At 37.7% G+C, this 24,256-nt stretch carries 22 protein-coding genes; 19 read left to right on the forward strand and 3 right to left on the reverse strand.

Going from position 1 to position 24,256, the window contains the following annotated elements:
• The first annotated feature begins 118 nt into the window (after positions 1-118).
• The 5 genes from AC27HL_RS14465 (at position 119) to AC27HL_RS14485 (ending at position 5,396) form a co-directional block, all read left to right on the forward strand.
• Positions 119-349 carry a hypothetical protein gene (locus AC27HL_RS14465; RefSeq protein ID WP_487081752.1) on the forward strand — a complete coding sequence of 77 codons (231 nt, stop codon included), beginning with the start codon at positions 119-121 and terminating at the stop codon, positions 347-349.
• Complete coding sequence (locus AC27HL_RS14470) at positions 346-1,020, forward strand: DUF2959 domain-containing protein (protein ID WP_487081753.1); 675 nt, start codon at positions 346-348, stop codon at positions 1,018-1,020. Before AC27HL_RS14465 ends, AC27HL_RS14470 begins: the two co-directional genes overlap by 4 nt.
• 130 nt (positions 1,021-1,150) lie before the next feature.
• Positions 1,151-3,553 carry a DUF748 domain-containing protein gene (locus tag AC27HL_RS14475; RefSeq protein ID WP_487081754.1) on the forward strand — a complete coding sequence of 801 codons (2,403 nt, stop codon included), beginning with the start codon at positions 1,151-1,153 and terminating at the stop codon, positions 3,551-3,553.
• A gap of 131 nt (positions 3,554-3,684) precedes the next feature.
• Complete coding sequence (locus AC27HL_RS14480; RefSeq protein WP_487081755.1) at positions 3,685-4,500, forward strand: hypothetical protein; 816 nt, start codon at positions 3,685-3,687, stop codon at positions 4,498-4,500.
• Positions 4,497-5,396: an ABC transporter ATP-binding protein gene (locus AC27HL_RS14485; protein ID WP_487081756.1), complete on the forward strand. Its 900-nt coding sequence runs from the start codon at positions 4,497-4,499 to the stop codon at positions 5,394-5,396. Before AC27HL_RS14480 ends, AC27HL_RS14485 begins: the two co-directional genes overlap by 4 nt.
• 12 nt (positions 5,397-5,408) lie before the next feature.
• Here AC27HL_RS14485 and AC27HL_RS14490 read toward each other — a convergent pair whose 3' ends face one another.
• Positions 5,409-7,910 (reverse strand): EAL domain-containing protein, encoded by a 2,502-nt coding sequence (locus AC27HL_RS14490; protein WP_487081757.1) that lies wholly within the window; start codon positions 7,908-7,910, stop codon positions 5,409-5,411.
• Between the two features lie 599 nt (positions 7,911-8,509).
• Here AC27HL_RS14490 and AC27HL_RS14495 point away from each other — a divergent pair.
• On the forward strand, positions 8,510-8,989 hold the full coding sequence (locus AC27HL_RS14495; protein WP_487081758.1) for a low molecular weight protein-tyrosine-phosphatase: 480 nt from the start codon (positions 8,510-8,512) through the stop codon (positions 8,987-8,989).
• A gap of 106 nt (positions 8,990-9,095) precedes the next feature.
• Here AC27HL_RS14495 and rne read toward each other — a convergent pair whose 3' ends face one another.
• Entirely contained in the window at positions 9,096-12,161 is a 3,066-nt protein-coding gene (gene rne / locus AC27HL_RS14500; protein ID WP_487081759.1) for a ribonuclease E, read from the reverse strand.
• Positions 12,162-12,810: 649 nt separating this feature from the next.
• Here rne and rluC point away from each other — a divergent pair.
• Together rluC and AC27HL_RS14510 are read left to right on the forward strand one after the other, a co-directional pair.
• Positions 12,811-13,770, forward strand: a complete 960-nt coding sequence (gene rluC / locus AC27HL_RS14505) for a 23S rRNA pseudouridine(955/2504/2580) synthase RluC (protein ID WP_487081760.1) — start codon at positions 12,811-12,813, stop codon at positions 13,768-13,770.
• Between the two features lie 15 nt (positions 13,771-13,785).
• Positions 13,786-14,439 carry an HAD-IA family hydrolase gene (locus tag AC27HL_RS14510; RefSeq protein WP_487081761.1) on the forward strand — a complete coding sequence of 218 codons (654 nt, stop codon included), beginning with the start codon at positions 13,786-13,788 and terminating at the stop codon, positions 14,437-14,439.
• Between the two features lie 115 nt (positions 14,440-14,554).
• On the opposite strand, the gene AC27HL_RS14515 is transcribed toward AC27HL_RS14510, so the two are convergent.
• Positions 14,555-15,151, reverse strand: a complete 597-nt coding sequence (locus AC27HL_RS14515; RefSeq protein ID WP_487081762.1) for a Maf family protein — start codon at positions 15,149-15,151, stop codon at positions 14,555-14,557.
• A 119-nt stretch (positions 15,152-15,270) separates the two neighbouring features.
• On the opposite strand from AC27HL_RS14515, the gene yceD reads away from it, so the two are divergent.
• The 11 genes from yceD to AC27HL_RS14570 all read left to right on the forward strand — a co-directional run bounded on the left by yceD (position 15,271) and on the right by AC27HL_RS14570 (position 24,254).
• Entirely contained in the window at positions 15,271-15,783 is a 513-nt protein-coding gene (gene yceD / locus AC27HL_RS14520; protein ID WP_487081763.1) for a 23S rRNA accumulation protein YceD, read from the forward strand.
• A 38-nt stretch (positions 15,784-15,821) separates the two neighbouring features.
• Positions 15,822-15,992, forward strand: a complete 171-nt coding sequence (rpmF, locus tag AC27HL_RS14525) for a 50S ribosomal protein L32 (protein WP_487081764.1) — start codon at positions 15,822-15,824, stop codon at positions 15,990-15,992.
• Positions 15,993-16,004: 12 nt separating this feature from the next.
• Positions 16,005-17,036 carry a phosphate acyltransferase PlsX gene (gene plsX / locus AC27HL_RS14530; RefSeq protein WP_487081947.1) on the forward strand — a complete coding sequence of 344 codons (1,032 nt, stop codon included), beginning with the start codon at positions 16,005-16,007 and terminating at the stop codon, positions 17,034-17,036.
• A gap of 110 nt (positions 17,037-17,146) precedes the next feature.
• Complete coding sequence (gene fabD / locus AC27HL_RS14535; protein WP_487081765.1) at positions 17,147-18,082, forward strand: ACP S-malonyltransferase; 936 nt, start codon at positions 17,147-17,149, stop codon at positions 18,080-18,082.
• A gap of 6 nt (positions 18,083-18,088) precedes the next feature.
• Positions 18,089-18,823: a 3-oxoacyl-ACP reductase FabG gene (fabG, locus tag AC27HL_RS14540; RefSeq protein ID WP_487081766.1), complete on the forward strand. Its 735-nt coding sequence runs from the start codon at positions 18,089-18,091 to the stop codon at positions 18,821-18,823.
• A 164-nt stretch (positions 18,824-18,987) separates the two neighbouring features.
• Positions 18,988-19,221: an acyl carrier protein gene (acpP, locus tag AC27HL_RS14545; RefSeq protein ID WP_077286054.1), complete on the forward strand. Its 234-nt coding sequence runs from the start codon at positions 18,988-18,990 to the stop codon at positions 19,219-19,221.
• A gap of 163 nt (positions 19,222-19,384) precedes the next feature.
• The gene (gene fabF / locus AC27HL_RS14550) at positions 19,385-20,617 is read left to right on the forward strand and encodes a beta-ketoacyl-ACP synthase II (protein ID WP_487081767.1); all 1,233 of its coding nucleotides are present in this window, start codon (positions 19,385-19,387) and stop codon (positions 20,615-20,617) included.
• A 162-nt stretch (positions 20,618-20,779) separates the two neighbouring features.
• Positions 20,780-21,595, forward strand: a complete 816-nt coding sequence (gene pabC / locus AC27HL_RS14555; RefSeq protein WP_487081768.1) for an aminodeoxychorismate lyase — start codon at positions 20,780-20,782, stop codon at positions 21,593-21,595.
• On the forward strand, positions 21,588-22,646 hold the full coding sequence (gene mltG / locus AC27HL_RS14560; RefSeq protein ID WP_487081769.1) for an endolytic transglycosylase MltG: 1,059 nt from the start codon (positions 21,588-21,590) through the stop codon (positions 22,644-22,646). Before pabC ends, mltG begins: the two co-directional genes overlap by 8 nt.
• Positions 22,647-22,661: 15 nt before the next feature.
• Positions 22,662-23,303 carry a dTMP kinase gene (gene tmk, locus AC27HL_RS14565; RefSeq protein ID WP_487081770.1) on the forward strand — a complete coding sequence of 214 codons (642 nt, stop codon included), beginning with the start codon at positions 22,662-22,664 and terminating at the stop codon, positions 23,301-23,303.
• The gene (locus AC27HL_RS14570) at positions 23,304-24,254 is read left to right on the forward strand and encodes a DNA polymerase III subunit delta' (RefSeq protein WP_487081771.1); all 951 of its coding nucleotides are present in this window, start codon (positions 23,304-23,306) and stop codon (positions 24,252-24,254) included.
• Positions 24,255-24,256: the final 2 nt, after the last annotated feature.

Below are 24,256 nucleotides of genomic sequence, written 5' to 3' on the forward strand. Positions count from 1 at the left end.
TTACAAAAATTATCTTTTTATTAATAATAGGCGCAGTAAATCTAATAAAGGTAATGTTATACTATTGACAATAAAACGATATTTTAATAACAAAAATTTAACGTTCGGAGGTTTTTATATGGCGCAACAAGGATCTGGTGGCAATGTATTAGCGGCACTATGTAGTATTTTTATTCCTGGTTTAGGGCAATTAGTACAAGGGCGTATTATGCCGGCTATTTTATTTTTTATATTTTGGACAATCGCTGGGGCATTAATGTGGGTTGGTATAGGCTGGATTCTTTTACCAATTGTGTACCTTTGGTGCATAATCGACGCCGCTCGCTACACTAGTGGAGGTAGTTCATGACACTTTTTCGAAATTATTACGCTAATAAATTTCAAAAAATTGCACTAATTGCTCTGACGACTGTTGCCATGCTGGGCTGTCAGTCTGCGTATTATTCAGCAATGGAAAAAGTTGGCGTTCATAAACGCGACATCATGCTAGATCGGGTTGAAAACGCTCAAACGGCACAACAAGATGCACAGCAGCAGTTTAAGTCAGCGTTAGATCAGTTATCTCAGTTGATTAATTATGACGGTGGTGACTTAGCTGCTCAGTACGAATTGGTTAATGATCAATATGAAGCGAGCAAATCATCTGCTGAAGAAGTATCAGACCGTATAAGTGCCATTGAGAATGTTGCTGAGGCATTATTTGATGAATGGAATGATGAAATTCAACAATATGCAAGTGCTAGTTTGAAGCAGCAAAGCCAGCAAAAATTGAGAAAAACGCAGCGTAATTATCAAAGCTTAATTAAGTCGATGCATCGTGCAAAAGATAGAATGGCACCGGTATTATCAGCATTAAAAGATAATAGCCTTTATCTTAAGCATAATTTAAATGCGCAAGCTATTGGAGCCTTACAGGGTGAATATAAAACGATAAAACGTGATGTTGAATCACTAGTTGCCGAAATGAGTAAGGCAATTGAACAGTCGCAGCAGTTTATCGATTTATTACAGCCAGAATAACGCTTAGTTAATTTATAGAAACCATCGCAATTATTGCGGTGGTTTCTTCATTTTAATATCAATAAAAATCTAATAATCAAACAGTAAACGAAAAAATTATTTTAATCGTTGTAACGTGTAGGAATATACAATGGGGCGTCATATCAAGAATCTAACTAAAGTTTTAGCTATTAGTTTTTTTACTCTATATTGTTTAATTTGGATATTATCCCCATTTTTAGCAAATTACTTTACTAATAATTATGCGTTACCTAAAGGTTATTCTCTAACGTCAAACTCTACTATTCGTTATAACCCTTTTACCGCTCATTTAACGATCACTGAATTAGAGTTACAGTTTAAAAACGGAGCAGCGCTTAGGCTTGAACAACTTGATGCAGAACTGCATTTGCATCAATTTATTTTTGATACTATTTATGTTGCCGAGTTTGAAATTTCGGGTATATACATTCCTGTTGTCTCAAAAGAAGGTTCGCTAACAATTGCTGGATTTGAGCTTTTAAAACAAGACAAAGACGCTATTGAGCATGAAGACAACCAAGTTGGTGGCGACAACTCAAACCAGCAATTATTTCCTTATGAAATCGTGCTACCAAAATTCAACTTGTCTGATATGACAATCGATATTGAACATTTGGGCAAAGAGCACAACATAGAAATTGACTCATTAGCTATTTATGATGTTGTATTGTCAGAGCAAGAACAAAACGTGGCTATTGAATTATCGAGTCATATAAATCAAGCTCGTTTTAATTTCAGTGCCAGTACTGAACTCGTTAGACAGCAAGGTTTGATAAACGTCAAACTTGATATTGCTGAATTTGCGTTAAAGCATGTGAATGACTTCTTATCTGAAAATTTACCCGGTCTTGCTGGTAAATTAAATTATTCAAGCCAATTCGATATTGAATTGTCTGAACAATTAACCAAGGTAAATTTTAATAACTTTCAACTATCTGTTAGTAACTTTCATGTCAATGAAGGGAATTTTTCTGTCAATGTAGCTAATCAGCAATTACGTAGCGAAAATTTATTACTTACCGTTACGCCAAACAGCTTAGTAAACCTTGATGCTAGTTTCACGTCATCGCTAGATGCTATTACAGTTAAAACAATTTCAGACAATGGTCAGTTAGTTGAAGTTGGTGATATTGCCATTGATGATATTTCGCTACAAGTGCGGGAAAACAAACCAAATGTCACTATTGGCAAGCTGGCAGTAAATGAAGGTGTTTTTTCACAACAAACATCAAATAGCATGCCGCCACTAGCAGCGTTTAAAAATCTTTCTTTTAATAATATTGGCTACCAACAAGATAATGTCTCAATTCAAGATATTACATTATCAGGATTAATTGCTAATTTGCTTTTGGATGAAAACAAGCAGCTATCCACGCTTGTGTCCCTAAATGAAAATTCAGCTGAAGAGGCTAGGTCACAAACGGTTGAAGATCAAAGTGAGCAATTGCCTATTGAAAAAAGCACTAACGAGACAAATTCAGCAATAGCTTTTAGTCTTGGTGAATTCAAATTAGTCGACAATGCAATTATCGATTTTAAAGATAAAAGTGTGAGCCCTCATTATGAGCGAAATATTAATATCAATAGCTTGATATTAGCTAACATTGACACAGCAAAGCCCGATGTAGAAACCACTTTTGATTTGCAAGGTAAAAGTGATAAATATGCAAATTTTAAGATTGATGCTAGCGGTTTTCCTTTCGCAACAGAGCAATCTTATAAGCTAAATGCAGTTTTAAAAGAAGTAAGCTTACCAGGGGTGTCTAGTTACATTAAAGATGCCTTAATGTATGAAATAGAAAGTGGCCAATTAGATGTCAATGTTAGCGCAGGCCTTACCGGAACGGAAATAGATGGCGATGTTGATTTATTGCTCAGGGGAATAGAGTTTACCGCCGCAGATGACCACGAAGCAGGCACAGTTACTGATCAAACAAGTGTGCCATTTAATGTCGCTTTAGGCATGCTAAAAGACTCTGATGGCAATGTTGAACTGTCGGTTCCGTTATCTGGTGACACCAGCTCACCGTCATTTGGTTTTTCGGGCTTTCTAACATTATTAGTGAAGCAAGCAACAATGTCAGCAGCTAAAGATTATTTATTAACCACCTTTGTTCCATACGCGAGTGTAATGAAAGTTGCGATGGCAGCAGGTGAGTATGCTTTAAAACTACGTATAAATGATTTGAATTACGCAGCTAAGCAAGTAGAGCTTAATGATGAACAGCTTGAGTTTACTCGTCAAATGTCAGTTATGCTGCAAGACCAAGTAGATATTAATGTTAAGCTTTGTGCTATAGCAACACCAGCTGATATCGATGCAAGTAGTGGAGAAGAAGCGCATCAACAAGCCAATATTGAACGACTAAAATCGATATCGCAGCAACGTGTTGACTTATTTAAAGCTCATATGGTTGAACAGTTACAAGTGCCATCAGCTAAACTACTACTTTGTACCCCGCAAATAGATACATCTGAAAACGCAGTATCGCGTATTGAGTTTGTTATTTAAACGCAATATTTTCATTTTCAGCAGGTGCAAATTATATGCTTGCTGAAAATGAAGTGTTTAAGCTGTTTATATTATTCGCTTTTGTGTTATTTTCCTTTAATGTATTCAAAACAATTATTTATTGGTGTCATTTGAACATAGATTTTGCAAGATTAAGTCAAATTATATTATTTGAATTAGTACGTTTATTTAGAACTAAGCGTGGGTTGTTGGCGTTATTAGCTTTTGCAACTATTTGGTTTATTATTCTATATTATTTTGTCAGCTCAGCGGCAGGAATAGTAACGTCATCATCATTCGAGCGCATGGCTTCTGAACTTTTTGGCGCGCTTGGTTTATCGGCTCTACTTGAGTGGCCGGTCTCAGAATATGCAATTTACTGGTTGGTCGCGGTTTATTTCTTTCCAGTATTTTCGGTATTAGCATGCAGTGATCAAATTTGCTCAGATAAACAACGAGGTACGTTAAGGTTTATCACGCTGCGTTCAACACGACTTGAGTTATTATTAGGTCGATATTTGGGACAATTATTAATTATTACAATATTGATTTCTTTGACTATGTTGGCAACCACTTTTTTGGCAAGTTTTCGAGATCTTTCTCTGCTTTCTGTAAGTTTATTTATCGGCATAAAGCTTGTTATCGAGTTATTGGTTGTTGTTATGCCATTTATTGCGCTTATGTCATTGTTAAATACATTGGTAAGTTCTGCCCGACTTGCCGTCGTGATGGCTACACTGTTTTTCGGCTTAGGGCCGTTACTAATTACTTTTATTGACTATCAATTAGGACAAAGTTTTTACTTAGAGCTTATTTTCCCCGGCGGGCAAATCAACAGTATATTGTCGCAAACTACTATCGATGGCAGCCACTATGTTTTACCTATATTACAAACCTTAGTGTTACTTTTCTGTAGCCACATTGTTTTAAAGAGAGCTGCACTATGAGCGTTATTATTGAAGTAGAAAATTTAACAAAAAATTATGGAGATAAACAAGCGCTTAATAGTGTTAATTTTGAGTTGTTAAAAGGAGCACCTGTAGCACTCGTTGGCCCTAATGGCGCTGGAAAAACAACCTTGTTTAGCTTACTTTGCGGTTATATTCAGCCAAGTTCAGGAACAATAAAAATTTTAAATAATAAGCCGTCAAGTGCTGAATTATTTGGCCGTTTGTCGGCGTTACCACAGGATGCACAGTTGGATCCGCGCTTCTCAATCGCAACGCAAATAATGTTCTATGCGCGCCTACAAGGAATGAGCGCTTCGGCAGCGAAAAAAGACATGCAACGAGTATTAGCTATGGTTGGTTTGGCTGATGTTGCCAACAGTCGGCCTAGTGAACTCTCACATGGTATGCGTAAACGAGCGACTATTGCTCAAGCTCTTTTAGGCACACCTGAGATAGTCATGTTAGACGAAGCAACAGCAGGGCTAGATCCTAAAAATGCTAAAGACATTAGAGCTGTTGTTGCAGAGCATGCCGATGATGTTACTTTTATTCTCAGTTCGCATGATTTAAGTGAACTTGAACGGCTTTGTGAGCAGGTATTATATTTAGAGTCTGGCCAGCTAACACAGCATAAAAATTTGCAGGTGGATGCTGGCGAGAGGTTTATTACCTTGCGAATGAAACAGCATTATAGCGAAATCATACCTGCATTATTAACCATACCAGCAATTTCTAATGTTATTTCAACACAAGATAAAGAGTATTTAGTATCCATAGCATCTAATGAAACAACCATTAATATTGAACTTGCTTTATTTACCTTATTACAAAAAAATAATTGGCAATATGCACAAATTATCAATGGAAAAACATTAGAAAATCAATTGTTTTAATTGATATTAAATTTATTTAGCCGCTGGAATAAATTCACCTTCAAGGCTTGCCGGTATTTGGCCATTAGATAGATGATTGAGCCAGTCAAGGTAGGCCGCGTACGACATTGGCTTAGCATAGTAATAACCTTGGCCAATATCACAACCAAACTCCCTTAGGGTTTTTTCATCTAATTCGCTGTTTATACCTTCGGCAACAACTTCTAAGTTCAATCCTTTAGCCATTTTTACTGTAGTTTCTGCGATAATTTTACGCTTTTGATCGCTACAAACATTCTCAATAAACTCGCGATCAATTTTTAATTCGTGAAAAGGTAAGTGACTAATTTGCGACATTGATGAATAACCAGTGCCGAAGTCGTCAATGCTGATTGTAATGCCTAGCTCAATTAATTTTTCTATGGTTTTAACGGCTATACTTTCTTCCGAGAATGATATGGATTCTGTTAGCTCAAAGATAATTTTCTCAGCTTTAATATCACTTTCAGCTATTATTTCTGAGATATCTGTTAAAAAGCTTGGCTGAACAAGATCTTTGCCACTGATATTGATCGAAACCATATGGTTAAGTCCCGTTTGTTCAGAAAGGTTTGCCTGTTGATACAATGCTGTTGTGATAATCCAGCGTGTTAGCGATGGCATAAGTCCAAAGTCTTCAGCTACGGGTATAAAAACCTCAGGAGAAACGTAACCGAGTGTCGGGTGTGGCCAGCGTAACAAACACTCACTACTACACACCTTGTTGGTTTTTAAATCTATTTGTGGTTGATGAAATAATTCAAAGCCTTGATTTGATATTGTCTTTTGAAGGTCAACTGCTAATTGTATGGTAGAAAGAGTACTTTTGTGTGCTTCAGCTGCATAAATTTGCCATTTTCCTTGTGAAAGCTCTGCATTTTTCGCCGCCTGTGATGCGTTTTTAATTAAAGTGTCACTTGAGTGTCCATGCTCTGGATAATTTGCCACACCAACAAAAGCTGATAACGGTAATCGTAGTTCTTTATGATAAAAAACTTGCCCAGCTGTTTCTTGAATTGATTGCACAATAATTGCAATATCTTGTTGATTGATTTGATTATCAATAACAAGTGCTACACAATTGCTTTCAAGAAAACATAATTTTTCTTTCCGTTCCGTAATACTTAACACAGCATCATTAAAGCGAAATAAGGATGATAGTTTTCGATTTAAGTTTTGGAAAAATTCTATGCGTGTTTGCTCATCAATATACAATTCGATACGGCTAAATTGCTCAGGCTTTATGACTACTACGGTTAGACTAGCTAAGTTATTTTCTAATGCTTTTTTGACGGTATGGTCTAAGTTGGTTTTGCGTGGTAGGTGATTACTTTGATGATAAGCAATCATCTTAATCTTCTCTTTCTCATTACGACGAATGCGCTCTGCGAGTGCAAAAGCCATAAAGGTGACTTCTACTAAAACCGCAAGTAGAAAGGCGTTGCGAGTAAGAAAACTATATTCAAGTTTATTTAACAATACCATGGGCTGAATTACTGCACCTGTTAACAGCGGGATCCAAGAAAGGAAATAAAAGCGAGCCCAAGAAAAGTCGCGTTTAATTCGGTTGATGATCAAATAAAGGGCAATAACATAAAATACTGGCTGTAGTGAAAAAAATAATTTTGCTTGTGCTATTTCAGGTAAGAAAATTGAGTAAACGGCCAATATTCCCATAACAGCAGCTATGATTAAGGATATTTTGTAAGCCCAATGACCTAAATGGTCATACCTGAGAAAGTATAAAGTAAATAAGAGTAAGGCAATAATCAGTAGAAAATCATAGAAGATAAGATACTGATTTAGTAATTGCATGGTTTGTTCACTAAATAGGAAGTATCCGTAGCCAGTTAATGTAGAAAGAACAAAAAAGGCTGAAAGTAAGTAACTGATATACAGTAAATACACTTTATCTTTACCAGCAAAAAACAATACTAAATTATAAATTGCCATGATGAGCAATACGCCAATAAAGGCGCCGTAAACCAGCTGAGATAGCATTAGTCGCTGCTCAAAATTTTCAGGCTTGAAAAGTAAAAGTGGAATGTTTGGCGGCCCTGAATTTTTTACATGGATAAGAAATTCACTTTCACCAAAAGGACTTAGCCGCAAAGTAACATTTGGGTAAACATGGTTCATAGTGTTTAGTAGCTGAAGCTTTTTTGAAAAAACTTTATCTACTGTTTTTAGCGCATTAATTTTATAAACATCAAACACTTTCAACATACTATGCTCAGCCATTAATATTACTTCGTTATTAGCACTTGTGGGGTTGGTATTAGCACCGGTTAAAGGATAATGAAGAGTTAATTTTATCCAATAACTTTGCTCTGCTAATGCATACGGAATTTTATTTAATGGCGAACTAATAAAGTTTTCGCTTTTTAATATATTTTCCGCATTGCCTGTTGTGTCGTTATCTATGTAGTAACTACTTTCAATAGTAAATGCACTGTTTTTCTCTGTAATAAACTTATGATCGATATTAGTTACCATGTTTACAAAATAAAGAACGATAAGTAATAGTATGCTTGAAACTAGCGCTGTGAATAGCCATTTGCTGGCATGAAAAAATTGCAAAAGTGTTACTCGACTATGTTGATTTTATTTGGAATTTACATTTCATTATTACAAGGGCTACTGATCTTTGTTTATTAATCAAGGCGAAAACAATGCAATTTAGTCATCTAAATTAGTCATTTTCAACGCAAAGTAAGGCAATTTTAAACTCAGCCTTTTAGATAATGACTATTCCTAACGCTAGTAGCACTGTAACCCCACTTATCAGGAACAACCAAACATCCTTCATTCAGTTTTACTAACATAAACAAAGATCAACACCCCCTAATAATGTAGCAGAATTATTGTAAAAACGGACAATATTAAGATGTTTTTTAAAAGAATAGTTAAATAAAATCAAAGTGCTGTTTAATTATCGACAGATTAATAACAGACTGGTAGTTATTTGCATTAATATAATGCTAGTGCTCAGGTTATCAATGCTTGTATTCCGTATTGAGCCATTTAATAATGTATCGGTCTAAATATTTTTATATTTATAGGCGCAACTTTAAAGTAAAACTTAGGGACTTTTCGTGAATAGTACAATTGAATTATCGGCCGTAAAATCTATATTGTTCGTTTGCATGGGCAATATTTGTCGCTCACCAAGTGCAGAAGCAGTTTTTCGTCAAAAAGCTCAATCGCTTGCATTAAAAATTGATTCGGCGGGTACGATTGGCTCACATGCAAGAGAAAAACCCGATCATCGCGCACAGAAAGCAGGAGTCGCTCGAGGTTATTCATTTGATAAAATTAAAGCACGTAAAGTGACAGAAAAAGATTTTGTAACTTTTGATTTGATTTTGGCGATGGATGAACAAAACGTAAAAGATTTAATGAAAGTAGCACCGCAAGAGCACGCCCATAAAGTGCAATTGTTTTTAAATTATGCCGAAAATTTTGAAGATACCGAGGTGCCAGATCCGTACTATGGCGGTGCCAGAGGCTTCCAGTATGTGTTAGATTTGGTTGAAGATGCAAGCGACGGTTTAATTAAGCGTATGTCAAATTAATGAGCAATTAATTGCTCCCATAGCTTTTAACTTTAAGCTAGATATAAAAAAGCCAATTGTATTTTTACAATTGGCTTTTTAGTTTATTTACTAAAGGTTAGTAACTTTAATCTAAGCTTGGTTTAGTTGGCCCAGCTGAATGTCGACTCGTTACATGAGCTATCATAGCTGACTTTTCAGACTTGCTATGAGCCATACGTTGCTCACTAGCGACAAAGTCGGTCGGAATAGTACCGTTACTGACAATTGTTTCAGGCTTAGTCATAGGTGCTGATGCTTTCCCCGGTGCTTTGCCAGCGGCAGCTTTAACTTTGCGCTTAATGTTTTTAACCTTAGCACGAACCTTTTTAGGTTTCTCTTCAGTTTTAGTTTTAGGCGCTTCAGTTTCAGATTCTGACTCAACAACAGATTGTGCAGCGGCATTATCAACTTCTTCACTATCTGCTGATTGCGCAACCTCGACAGTAGGCTCTGATTCTTGTTGAACTGACTCTTCACTAGGTTCTACTTGCGCTTGAACTTCAGTGCTTTCCATTGCAACAACAGGAACTTCTGCAAGGGTGACATCTTCATTAGTAGGTTCAGTAACGATAGTTTCAGGCTCTGCTACGGTGTTTTTTGCTTCAGTATCAACTTTTGAAGCAACTTCAGGCTCATCAAAAGGTAAGTTTTGTTGAACTTCATTAACCACTTCGTTTCCAGTTTCCGCTTTAGCATCGGTATTCTGAACAACAGCTTGTTCTGTAATTACACTTTTATTAGTGCTTTCTTCAGCCATTTTGGCTTCGTTAGCTTCATCAAATGAGTTAACGTGCTGCTTTTCAGGGTAACGTGTTGTTACTGGATCTTCAGTAATTTCACTTTTAGCATCAACTGCTTCAGAGTTTTGACGACGACGTTGACCATGTGCTCGCATATGGCGAGGAGAACGTCGGCTTCTAGGACGTTGCTCTTCTTTTGGCTTGTTTACTGTTTGCTCAACTGCAGCACTTTCAACATTTGTGTTATCAACTGTAGAGTTTTCAACATTAGTGTTTTCAACTGCGCTAACAATGTTGTCTTGCTCTGTTTTTTCTACCGATACAGGTGCTGACACTGGTGCTTTTTTATTGCTAGTATTTGCCGTAGTTTGCTCACTATTATTATTGACACGAACTTTCTTACGGTTATTGCGACGCTGACGACGTTCAGCAACTTTTTCTTCTTTCGGCTTTTGTACGCGTTCTTTCTGCGTTTTAGCTGATTTATTTTGCTTGTTGTCTTTTACGTCATTAGCATCTTGCTGCTTACGTTTATCGTTGCGTGCGTTGTTTCTGTTGTCTGAGCGGTTATCACCACGATTTTCACTACGAGAATCATTACGGTTATTGCGACGTTGCCCTTGACGGTTGCGTTGTTGACGACGTTCACCACCTTTATTACTACGTTGAGGCTTTTTAGGTTCTACAGGTTTAACTTCTTCAGCAGAAAATAAAGACTTTATCCAAGTAACAATGCCTGAGAATAAGCCTTCAGACTCAGCTGCGTTTTCAGTTTTAACTTGCGACGTAGTAGCTTGCTTTGGTGCTTGCTTAGGCGCAGACATACCTTGTAATAGTGGCTCATCGCGCTTACTTGCTTCTTTATCAAACTTAGGCATTACCGCTTCTTCTGGAGGTAGCTGCTTAACATTAACTTCGTAGCTTGCTTCTTCAATGCTTTCGTCTTTTCTTACACGCACAACTTCATATTGTGGCGTAACCATATTTGGATTAGGAATAATCAAAATATGTACACTGTGGTGCTTTTCGATATGGAATACCGAACGACGTTTTTCGTTTAACAAGTAGGTTGCTACAGGCACAGGTACTTGTGCTTGTACTTGCTGAGTATTATCTTTAATGGCTTCTTCTTCCATTAAGCGCAATACTGACAATGCTAATGATTCAACGCCTCGAACATGACCTGTACCATTACAACGTGGACAAACACCTTGGCTTGTTTCACCAATCGACGGACGTAAACGTTGGCGTGACATTTCTAATAAACCAAAGCGAGAAATACGGCCTAACTGTATGCGAGCTCTGTCTTGACGTACAGCGTCACGCATGCGATTTTCAACTTCACGCTGATGACGTACAGGGGTCATATCGATAAAATCGATAACCACTAAACCACCTAAATCGCGTAAACGTAATTGACGGGCAATTTCTTCAGCCGCTTCTAAGTTGGTGTTAAATGCTGTTTCTTCGATATCACCGCCTTTTGTTGCACGGGCAGAGTTAATATCGATAGATGTCATAGCTTCAGTTGGATCAATGACAATTGAACCACCTGACGGTAAACGAACTTCACGTTGGAACGCTGATTCAATTTGCGTTTCAATTTGATAATGGGTGAATAATGGTACGTCGTTAGTATAAAGTTTTACCTTGCTTAAAAAGTCAGGACGAACAATTTCAATGTGCTTTTTAACGCTTTCGTAGGTTTTTGGGCGATCAATAAGTACTTCGCCAATATCACGACGTAAGTAATCACGAATTGCACGTAAAATAACGTTAGTTTCTTGATGAATTAAAAATGGTGCAGGGCGGCTAGCGGCTGCTTCTGAAATTGCGTTCCAGTGGTGTAATAAAACATTTAAATCCCACTCTAGCTCGTCATAATCTTTGCCTACACCTGCTGTGCGAACAATTAAGCCCATGCCTTTAGGTAAGGCTAGTTTGCTTAATGATGCTTTTAAGTCTGTACGTTCATCGCCTTCAATACGACGTGAAATACCACCCGCGCGAGGGTTGTTTGGCATTAGTACTAAATAGCTACCGGCAAGGCTGATAAAAGTAGTTAAGGCTGCGCCTTTTTGACCACGTTCTTCTTTATCAATTTGTACAATAACTTCTTGGCCTTCATGCAAGACTTCTTTGATGTTAGGACGGCCTTGAAAGCTATAACCTTTAGGAAAGTATTCACGTGCGATTTCTTTCATTGGTAAGAAACCGTGACGCTCAGCACCGTAATCAACGAAAGCCGCTTCTAAAGAAGGTTCTATACGAGTGATTTTAGCTTTGTAAATATTTGACTTTTTCTGTTCATGGCCTGGGCTTTCAATATCTAAATCGTAAAGCTGTTGACCATCAACAAGTGCTACACGTAACTCTTCTGACTGTGTAGCATTAATTAACATACGTTTCATAGTTTGTGTGACTCATTTTTAGTCACAACACACCATTGCCTAGAACACAAAGTAATCTATCGCTATGGTAACAGCGTTTTGTCAGCCTCACGGGTGTCAATCTTCCTGCGCCATATTACGCAGCAAGCTGTTAAAAATTCTGATTGTCTAATATAACCAAGATGTTACACACCTTGGTAAAATTGATTCTTTATGTGCTCAGCCAGTGTGCTGTGCGCAACAGAAAATCAAGCTTATTGCTAATTTTAGTTCGATAGTCTTATCGTATTTTCTAATAATTTAACAATAAAAGTTTACTTGCTATTTCTGTTTAATTACATAATCGCTTTATTGCGCCGGACAATATGTTTATGCGTTGTTTTTGACAAGTTACTCGCATCAATCTCGCAATAGGCCTTTCATTTAATATCTCAACACTGAACACTTATTAAAGTGATTATCAAACTGTTTCATATTAACGTGGCCGCATTTTGCCTCTTACGTTTCGCTTAAAGCATCCTTTTTAATCATTACGGCTAAAATATAGCGGTAACCACTCTATTATCACACTTTATTTCAAGATAAGCCAATTAAATCGAGGTTTTAATTGCCCGAAAAGCAAAAAAAATATGTTAAACTGTCAGCAATTAATGTTCATTGTATAGTCCTTATGACAGATAGCCCAAAACCTCAAGTTAGATTTATCACTATAGATAGTGAAGATGCCGGACAACGTATCGATAACTTTTTGCTAAAAACCTTAAAAGGTGTACCAAAAAGTATGATTTATCGATTGCTAAGAAAAGGCGAAATTCGTGTTAATAAAAAACGTACTAAGCCTGAATATAAATTAGTTGATGAAGATATTATTCGTGTTGCGCCCATCAGGGTTTCTGAAAATACCAATACGGTATCAACACAACTTAACGTTGTGGCAAATTTAGAAAAACAAATATTATTTGAAGACGAACGTTTAATTGTTATAAATAAGCCTTCAGGTATGGCGGTTCATGGTGGCAGTGGTTTAAGCTTTGGTCTAATTGAAGCGTTAAGGGCACTGCGCCCAGAAGCTCGAATGCTAGAATTAGTACATCGCTTAGACCGTGATACGTCAGGTTGTTTAGTCGTTGCTAAAAAACGTTCTGCATTACGTAATTTGCATGAGCAACTTAGAAATAAAACTGTGCAAAAATTTTATCATGCCTTAGTTAAAGGTCGATGGTCGAATAAACTAACCCGTGTTACTGAAGGGTTAAAGAAAAATGATTTAAAATCAGGTGAGCGTGTCGTTGTTGTTGACAACATAAATGGTAAAGAGTCTGAAACGCGCTATAAAGTTATTCAGCATTATAAGAATGCCACACTAGTTAGGGCCTTTCCGGTAACCGGTCGTACCCATCAAATTCGAGTTCATTGCCAAACAAAAGGCCATGCCATTGCGTGTGATGCTAAATATGGCCATGAAGACTTTGACCAAGAAATGAAAACATTAGGGTTAAAACGCTTATTTTTGCATGCGGCAAGTATTGAATTTACTCATCCGTTATCTAATGAGCGTATAAAAGTTGAAGCACCGTTAGAGCCGTCATTAGAAAAGCTACTATCAAAGCTAACTAAAGTACAACCTTAGGTTATTGGTAGTCATATGCAGAATTATGAATTGATCATTTTTGATTGGGACGGCACTTTAATGGATTCGGTCGCTCGTATTGTTTCTTGTATGCAATCAGCAGCGAAAGTAGTTGAATTAACTATTCCAAGTGCTGATAGCGTTAAAAATATTATTGGCCTAAGTTTACCTAAAGCGGTTACAACTTTATTTCCAGACAGTAATAAGCAACAGGTGGAAGAAGTTATTGCGCAATATAAGCATCATTATGTTGCCGTTGATAAAACACCAACACCACTATTTGACGATGCTGTGCATTTGTTATCTCAGTTACGTGAGAGTAATAAACTGTTGGCTGTTGCAACAGGTAAAGCTCGCGTAGGGTTGGAACGAGTTTGGCAGTTAAGCGATACTAAACACTTTTTTCATACATCTCGTTGCGCCGATGAAGCGTTGTCAAAGCCAGATCCTGAAATGATAACCAGTATTTTATCTGAATTATCTATTCCAGCTGAGAAAGCAATAATGATAGGTGACACTAGCTATGACTTAGAAATGGCTCGCCGCGCTGGTGTTGCCAGTATAGGTGTAACTTATGGTGTACATGATAAAGAAACGTTAGCTTTATATGAGCCAAAGGCGATTGTAGATTCATTAGCAGAGCTTTATGCACTCTTTATTATTCAGTGACTAAAAAGCCCAACATAGATAAGTTGGGCTTTTTAGTAGAAAACAAATACTAAAAACGTTTTAACCAAAAGTTGATAATTAATAATAAATTAAAGTAGTGCTTCTTTTGCTTGCCTTATATAGCTTTTTGTTCTGCTAACACATCAACATTATGTTGTTTTAATAGTTCTACTAGCTTAATTAAAGGTAAACCTATTAAGGTGTTTGGATCATTGCCTTCGAGTTTTTCAAATAAACAAATACCTAAGCCTTCGCTTTTAAAACTGCCAGCACAATTGTAAGGTTGCTCTGCATGTAAGTAATTTTCAATCTCAGCTAATGAAAGTTTTTTAAAGTGCACTAAAAAAGGTTCAATTAACGCTGTAGTGTAATCAAGAGCGCTGTCGTAAACACATAGACCAGTATAAAAGACAACGGTTTTGTTACTGAACTTCTCTAATTGTTTTACGGCGTTTTCAAAATTGTGGGGCTTGCCTAACACTTCGCCGTCACACATGGCTACTTGGTCTGAGCCAATAATTAATGCATCAGGGTGCTCCTTAGCCACTGCTTTAGCTTTTTCAATTGCCAGTCGTTCGACTAAATCGACAGGTGATTCATTTTCAAAGGCAGTTTCATCGATATTCGGCTTTGCACATTGAAATGGCAGGTTAAGTTTAGTGAGAATTTCTTTGCGAAAAGGCGAGGTAGAGCCTAAAACTAGTTTTTTCATTAATACCACTCAAAATATAAACAGATTGCAGTTAATATATGGGCTATCTTGAATTTTTAAACAAAATTAGCTATTTTTCTTTTGACACAAGCCGATAGGCACTTTATTATGCGCGCCTTATGAAAAATCTTAAACTCCCGATAACGATAGACCCATCTAGAAGCGCGCAACGAAAGTTAGTGTGTGACGGATACTTTGAAGTATCTGGGATGAATAGATTGCTTGCTGTGTGTGAAGCGCGAAGTGAGCAAGTGCAGGTAAATGTTAATTTTAGTGTGGATGAGCAGGGTTTGGTAGCAATATCAGGCACAGCATCGGCAACGGTTACATTAACTTGTCAGCGATGTACTGAAGGGTTCGACTTGGCATTAGAAGTAAGCTTTACTTTTAGTCCGGTGAAAGACGCTGATGCTGAAGCTGAGTTGCCGTCATATTATGACGCAATTGAATTAGATGAAAATGGTGAGATTAACTTGCTAGAGTTGGTGGAAGACGAGTTATTGCTTGCTATTCCATTAATTCCTAGGCATTCCATTAAAGATTGTCAGTCACCAGCTGATAGTGTTTGGGGTGAGTTGCCAGAAGAGCTTGATAAACCGAATCCATTTGACGTATTAAAAAAACTTAAGTAGTAAATTTTAGCTAATAACCGAATTTTTAGGAGTAGGCAATGGCAGTTCAAAAGAGCAAAAAGTCTCGTTCAAGACGTGGCATGCGCCGTTCACATGACGCATTAACGGCAGAGCATTTATCAACAGATCCAGTATCTGGCGAAACGCATCGTCGTCACCATGTAACAGCTGACGGCTTTTACAAAGGTGTTAAAGTAATCAATAAGTAATCTGTAACGATTATTTTGATTAATCTAACCATAGCGTTAGATGTTATGGGGGGCGATCAAGGCCCCCTTGTAACACTTCCTGCTGCAATACGTGCAGTAGAAAACTTACCACATCTGCATTTAATACTTTGCGGTGACGAAAATGTCATTGTTGAGGTACTTCAGAAAAATAATTTCTATCCTCATTCTAGAATTACTATCGTGCCAACAACTGAAGTTGTTGAAATGGATGATAAGCCAATATTCGCACTGCGTAATAAAAAGCAATCGTCAATGCGTAAAGCGCTTGATTTAGTGCATGATAATAAAGCACAAGCATGTGTGAGCGCGGGTAATACCGGTGCCTTGTTTTCGATGGCGCATTTTGTTTTAAAAACCTTGCCAGGTGTAGAACGCCCAGCGTTGATTTCAGCGTTACCCACAAACGACAGTAAAAAGCATGTCTTTATGCTGGACTTAGGTGCAAATGTTTTTTGCGACTCAAGTGTTTTATATCAGTTCGCAATTATGGGCTCTGTAATGGCGAAAGAGGTTGACGGCATTCAAAACCCGAAAGTAGCCTTACTTAATATGGGTGAAGAAGATAACAAGGGTAGCGATCACATCAAACAAACCGCCAGTTATTTATCTGCCAATGACGATATCAATTATATTGGTTTTATTGAAGGTAATGATATTTTTACAAATAAAGCCGATGTTATCGTTTGTGATGGTTTTGTTGGAAATGTTGCACTGAAAACTTGCGAAGGTGTGGCAAGAATGGTCTACAAGCAATTACAAGAAATCATTAAAAAGCACTTTATAGCACAAATTCTGGGTAAATTATTGTCAAGCACGTTAAAAAAGCTGTTTAAACCCATGAACCCCGACCAGTATAACGGTGCAAGTTTGATAGGATTGCGCGGTATTGTCGTTAAAAGCCATGGCAACGCCAATGTTACAGCATTTTACACTGCTATTTTAGAAGCTGTGACAGAAGTAGAGCGACAAGTACCAACGAAAATTAAAGATCAGCTTGAGCATAACTTTTGTCATAAAGATTAATATGACGTTACCCATAATATATGTTCTGCTTTTCTAAACGAATTACTTCAGTATTGGGCTAAAGCCCGATACTACACGAAATTAAATTTTAATATAATTTAGGTCTAACAATGCAAAACAATTTAGCGTTCGTCTTTCCTGGTCAAGGTTCGCAGTCATTAGCTATGCTAGCTGACTTTGCTGAGCATGACGTTGTACAAAGTACATTTTCTGAAGCATCTGATGCTTTAGGTTACGATTTATGGCAATTAATTCAACAGGGGCCTGTTGAAAAATTAAACCAAACAAACTTCACTCAGCCGGCTTTATTAACTGCCAGTGTGGCTATTTGGCGTTTATGGCAATCTTCAACGTCTAGATCACCAGCTATTCTAGCGGGCCACAGCTTAGGTGAATATTCGGCATTAGTATGTGCTGGTGTTTTTTCGCTTGCTGACGCCGTTAAATTAGTCGAAAAACGTGGTGAGTTTATGCAAGCATCTGTTCCCGCTGGTACAGGCGCTATGTTTGCCATTATCGGTTTAGCTGATGAAAAAATTATTGCAGCCTGTGAGCAGGCCGCACAAGGTGAAGTGGTGTCGGCCGTTAACTTTAACTCACCAGGGCAAGTAGTTATCGCCGGTAATAAGGCTGCGGTAGAGCGTGCCGGAGAGTTATGTAAAGAAGCTGGAGCTAAAAGAGCTTTACCATTACCTGTTAGTGTGCCATCTCATTGTGCTTTAATGAAAGACGCTGCCGATAAGTTAGCCCAAGAATTTAATAATGTAACATTTAACTCACCAACGATTGCTGTGGTAAACAATGTAGATGTTGCCATTGAAACTTCAGCAGATGCAATTAAAACTGCATTAATAAAACAGTTGTACAGCCCAGTGCGTTGGACAGAAACCGTTCAGTATTTGGCGCAACAAGGTATTGAGCAAGCAATTGAAGCCGGTCCTGGTAAAGTGTTACAAGGTTTATTAAAACGAATTGATAAAACCATTAGTTGTCAATCTGTTAATGACTCAGTGTCGTTAGCTAAAGCATTAGAAACAGTAGAGTAATAATATATGTTTTCATTAGAAGGAAAGGTCATTTTAGTGACTGGTGCCAGTCGTGGCATAGGTAAAGCAATAGCGTCACAATTAAAAGCCCTAGGTGGTACGGTAATTGGTACAGCAACATCAGAGCACGGTGCAGCTAATATTAGTGAGTATTTAGGTGATAACTGTGGCTTAGTTCTTAATGTGACTGATGATGATTCAATTAATGCCATGTTCGATGTTATCAAAGAGAAACATGGCGCTGTTGATATTCTGGTTAACAACGCTGGTATTACGCGTGATAACCTTATGATGCGCATGAAGAATGATGAATGGGACGATATTATTGACACTAACCTTTCATCAGTGTTTAAAATTAGTAAGGCGGTTTTACGTTCTATGATGAAAAAGCGTCATGGTCGTATTATTAATATTGGCTCAGTCGTTGGTACTATGGGTAATGCTGGGCAAGTAAACTATGCTACTGCTAAAGCCGGTTTGATTGGTTTTACTAAGTCATTAGCGCGTGAAGTTGCATCTCGTGGTATTACGGTAAATACGGTTTCACCAGGCTTTATCGATACGGATATGACACAAACGCTTACAGATGAGCAAAAAGAAGGTATATTTGCACAAGTACCAGCAAACCGTTTAGGTAAGCCAGAAGAAATTGCAAATGCCGTAGCCTTTTTAGCATCAGACTCTGCCGCTTATATTACCGGTGAAACCTTGCATGTAAATGGTGGCATGTACATGGTTTAACAAGAGTTCGCTTTTTGGCGACTTTGTGTTAAATTCGAATAAATTATAAACAGTCAAGAGGTTAGACCAGCGAGAAAGTAAAATTAGAAGCTTGCATGGTTGGCTTTTGACGAATAAACTACACACAATTTTGAAAAATTGTATTTTCTAGTAAAGGAAAAAAAATGAGTACTATCGAAGAACGCGTTAAAAAAATTACTATTGAGCAACTAGGTGTAAGCGAAGACGAAGTAAAAGTTGAAGCTTCATTTGTTGATGACTTAGGTGCTGACTCTTTAGACACTGTTGAATTAGTAATGGCGTTAGAAGAAGAATTTGATACTGAAATTCCAGATGAAGAAGCTGAGAAAATCACAACAGTTCAAGCAGCAATCGATTACGTTACTGCTAACCAGTAATTACAACGAATGTTGATGATTTCAGGCGGTTTAATTACCGCCTGATTTGTTTTTACCGTTTTAAAATATTTAAAAGCAAGGTTATTGCTAAATGAACTCAGCAATAAGCTAGCAAAAATAAAACGCCCGCTATTATTCTACTCTATCGGAGGCAGCACATCTCATGAGACGCGTTGTAGTTACCGGTCTTGGCATGCTTAGCCCTTTAGGCAACAGCCCTGAATCAACCTGGCAAAATTTATTACTTGGCAAAAGTGGTATTTCAGATATTACGCATTTTGATACACAGCAGTATCCAACGCGATTTGCTGGCTTAGTAAAAGATTTTGATGCTCAAGACTATATGGCTCGTAAAGAAGCCAAAAAAATGGACTTGTTTATTCAATACGGCGTTGCCGCTGGTGTACAAGCAATAAAAGATTCAGGCTTAGAAATTACTGATGAGAATGCGCAACGTATTGGTGTTGCAGTAGGCTCAGGTATCGGTGGTTTAGGTCTTATTGAAGAAAACCATGAAAAGCTACTAAAAAATGGCCCTCGTAAGTTATCACCATTTTTTGTGCCATCAACCATCATCAATATGATTGCCGGCCATTTGTCGATAATGTTTGGTATGAAAGGACCGAATATCTCTATTGTAACCGCATGTACCAGTGGTGTTCATAATATCGGCCATGCTGCCCGTATGATTGCCTATGGTGATGCTGATGCTATGGTCGCCGGTGGTGCTGAAAAAGCTTCAACTACTTTAGGTATGGGAGGGTTTGGCGCTGCACGTGCACTCTCAACACGTAATGATGCGCCACAGCAAGCTTCTCGCCCTTGGGATAAAGACCGTGATGGCTTTGTGTTAGGAGATGGCGCTGGTGTACTAGTGCTTGAAGAGTATGAACACGCTAAAGCACGTGGTGCGAAAATTTATGCTGAACTTTCAGGTTTTGGTATGAGTGGTGATGCTTATCATATGACATCACCACCAGCAGACGGTGCAGGTGCAGCCTTAGCAATGAAAAATGCTATTAACGACGCCAAAGTTGATATGACTAAAATTGGTTATATTAACGCACATGGTACATCGACACCGGCAGGAGATATCGCAGAGACTAATGCGGTAAAATCAGTATTTGGCGCGCATGCTGACAAAATAATGGTTGGCTCCACTAAATCAATGACCGGACACCTATTAGGTGCTGCTGGCTCTGTTGAAGCAATATTTAGTATTCAAGCTTTAGCTAATGGCGCCGTACCACCAACCATTAATTTAGATAATCCGGATGAAGGCTGTGATCTTGACTACATTGCGCATACTGCGCGTGATGCAGATTTGGACTATGTGCTATGTAATTCATTTGGTTTTGGTGGCACTAACGGCTCGCTGATCTTTAAAAAGGTTTAGTTTTTAAGCAAATTAATGCTAGTTATGTAACAGACATTAAGCCAAATTTAATCCTTTAATATATAAGCCTGAATACTTTTTTGTGTATTCAGGCTTTTTTTATTTTTGCCAACAAAGATTTAACATATAATGATTTTAATTAACTTCACTAAAAATCGCTAAATGTATTATTGCAGTTTAAATGGACAACACAATAGCCAACTACCACTAAGCGATCGTGGTTTAGCTTATGGTGACGGTGTTTTTACTACTGGCAAAGTGCTTAATGGCCAAGTTTGTTATTTAGCGCAGCATATTCAAAGGCTAATAAATAGCTGTGAAAAGCTTAATATTACCTTGCCAGATATGCATGTACTCGAACAAGAGCTGATCGAAAATGCCATGCAATATACTTGTGCGGTGGTTAAAATTATTATAACGGCAGGGCAAGGTGGTAGAGGCTATGCGCGCCAATCAACTTTGCCAAGCAACGTTATTGTGACATTTTCTCAATTTCCTGCACAATATGTACCTTGGCAACAACATGGTATTTCAGTGGGAATAAGCGAGTATCAACTTGGCATTAATCCAAGACTAGCTGGCATTAAGCACCTTAACCGTCTTGAACAAGTATTGATCCGACAAGAGTTAGATACCAGAACAGAAGACGATTTATTGGTAACTAATTGTAATGGTTATATTGTTGAAGCAAGTAGTTCAAATGTTTTTTGGTTTAAAAATGGCATTTGGTTTACGCCGATACTTTCAGACTCTGGTGTTGCAGGGCTTAAGCGACAACAAATCATTAATTTATTATCAAAATCTCAGCAAATTCAGCAAATTCATGCATCGGTAGATGAGCTAGATAATATTTCGGCTATGGTAGTTACCAATAGCGTTATGGGTATAGTGCCTGTTCACACATTCAATAAACAAACACTTTCTATTGACGTTAGTAAAACGTTGGCGATAGCTATAGACAAGGACACTTGTGATTAAAAAGATACTTTTACTCATATCGATGGTTTTTATTCTTATTGGTAGCTACCTTGTTGGCAATACCCTTTATCAAGCCAAACAGCCTATTAATCTTACTAAGCAACAGTTAATTACAATTGAAGAAGGCAGCTCCTTTCATCAATTTTCTCGTTTATTAGTAAAAAAGGGCTGGCTAGAAAATCGATTTTGGTTAAGGAATTATGTCAGATTGTATCCTGAGTTAGCGAAAATTAAGGCGGGTACTTATCAAATTCAGGCTAATATAAGTTTACAGGCATTATTAAGACAAATTGTTGCAGGTAAAGAGCATCAATTTAGCATTACCTTTGTTGAAGGCACATCAATAAAGCAGTGGTTAGAGTTACTAGCGAGTACTGAAAATATTCAACATGAAATATCTGATGTTTTTATGCAAGGTAAAGAGAATACATTTTCAGTTTCTTATGTCGACAACAAGGAAAAAATGGCCGCATTAAAGCTGCTTTCACAACAATTTACTGTGGATCGGCAATATCCAGAAGGGTACTTTTATCCTGATACATATGCTTTTTCTTTAGGTGACTCAGATATCGATATTCTTCGCAGAGCCAATAATAAAATGTTAAAAGAGCTAGATAAGCGTTGGCAAAATAGAGATAAAAATTTACCTTACAAAACTAAACATGAAGCGTTAACGATGGCGTCTATTATTGAAAAAGAAAGTGGTAAGTATGCGGAGCATGAAATAATCGCCTCTGTTTTTGTTAATCGTCTGCATAAAAAAATGCGCTTACAAACAGATCCAACCGTTATTTATGGCTTGGGAGAGAATTACTACGGTGATATTAAATTTAAGCATTTACGTGATAAAACCCCTTATAATACTCGAAAAATCAAAGGACTACCTCCTACACCTATTGCTATGCCTGGCAAAAATGCCTTAGATGCGGCTTTTGCACCAGCAAGCACGAGTTATCTATATTTTGTCAGTAATGGCAAAGGGGAGCATATATTTTCCACTAATTTGCGCGATCACAATCAAGCCGTAAAAAAGTATCAATTAAAGAATTAAACTGGGTATATATTAATGAATTCAAAAGGTAAGTTTATTGTTGTTGAAGGTATCGAAGGTGCCGGCAAGTCGTCAGCAATTAGTGTGATAGAAACGGTTCTAGCGAAACACGGTATCGACTTTATTAAAACACGTGAGCCGGGCGGAACCCCCTTGGCGGAATCGTTACGCGACATCGTGAAGTCTGCAAATCATGATGAAGTGCTAACACAAGAAACAGAGTTATTACTAATGTATGCAAGCCGCAGCCAATTGCTGGCTAATAGAATTTTACCAGCGTTAGAACAAGGTGTTTGGGTTATTGGCGATCGTCATGATCTCTCATCTCGAGCTTACCAAGGCGGTGGTCGAGAGTTTGATGATCAGGTTATGAATGCGATTGCTGAAGTAACCTTAAAAGGCTTCACGCCTGATTTAACCGTCTATTTAGATATAGCGCCGGAGTTAGGCTTAGGCCGCGCCCAAGCTAGAGGTGAGCTTGACCGCATTGAATTGGAAAAAATTGAATTTTTTGAACGTGTTCGTAATAAATATATGCAATTAGCTACAGCGTCTAACAGTACCGATATTATCGATGCGAGCCAAGCAATGTCTGTAGTGCATCAAGATGTTGCACGTGCCGTGGAAAACTTTATCGTCAATCAGCAAGGTAAGTAAATGCATTCCTGGTTATTAGGTATTCAACAGCAATTGTCTAGGCAAATAAGTGAGAATAAACTACCTCACGCTATATTGATCTCTGGTAAAAAAGGGGCTGGCTATGAAGAAGTTGCTCTTTGGCTAGTTCAGGTATTATTGTGCCAAAATGTTAATGCTGATAATCAAGCTGTGTTGCACTCTTGTGGTCAATGTAAAACTTGTCAGTTATACGCCAGTAATAGCTACCCTGACCATATAATATTAAGTTCAGACAAAACGACTATTGGCGTAGATGAAGTCCGTATTTTGAGTCAGTTTTTTGAAAAAACTGCTCATATCGGTGAACGAAAAACAGCACTAGTAAAACGCGCTGAAAGTATGAGTGTTTCAGCAGCGAATGCCTTGTTAAAAACCTTAGAAGAACCAACAGCTAATAGTTTTATTATATTAATTACCGACGGCGCAGATACCTTATTGCCGACCATTGTCAGTCGTTGTCAGAAATTTGAAATCAGGCCTCCGGTGGGCGAACAGCTGTCTTCTACCTTTTCTAATACAGCTGACGGTAAGGCACATAATAACAAGGATTTATTTGCAAATCTTAGCCATTATAGTGAATTATCTGATACAAATGTTGCTGATGCTTTTGCAGAATTTCGCGAGAATATTATGCGTTACCTATGTTATCATCAGCAACGCACTGAGGTACTCAATGTGCTTGTTGATGGTCATGGTATACGCTGGCTTGAGAAAGTTATTGTAGATTTAATGCGACATCAATGGCATTGGCAAACATGCAACGTCAGTAATATCGAGGCTCGGTTAAATGAAGAGCAACTTTGGCAAATTTATCGATTAGTACAAGCAACAAATACTAAGCTAAAAACATTAATACAAGTAAATCGACAATTTGTTAGCGAAAAGCTTCTGGTTGATATTGCAAATATAGCCAACAAAGCAGAGGAATAATT

It is taken from the genome of Colwellia aquaemaris, assembly GCF_057548755.1.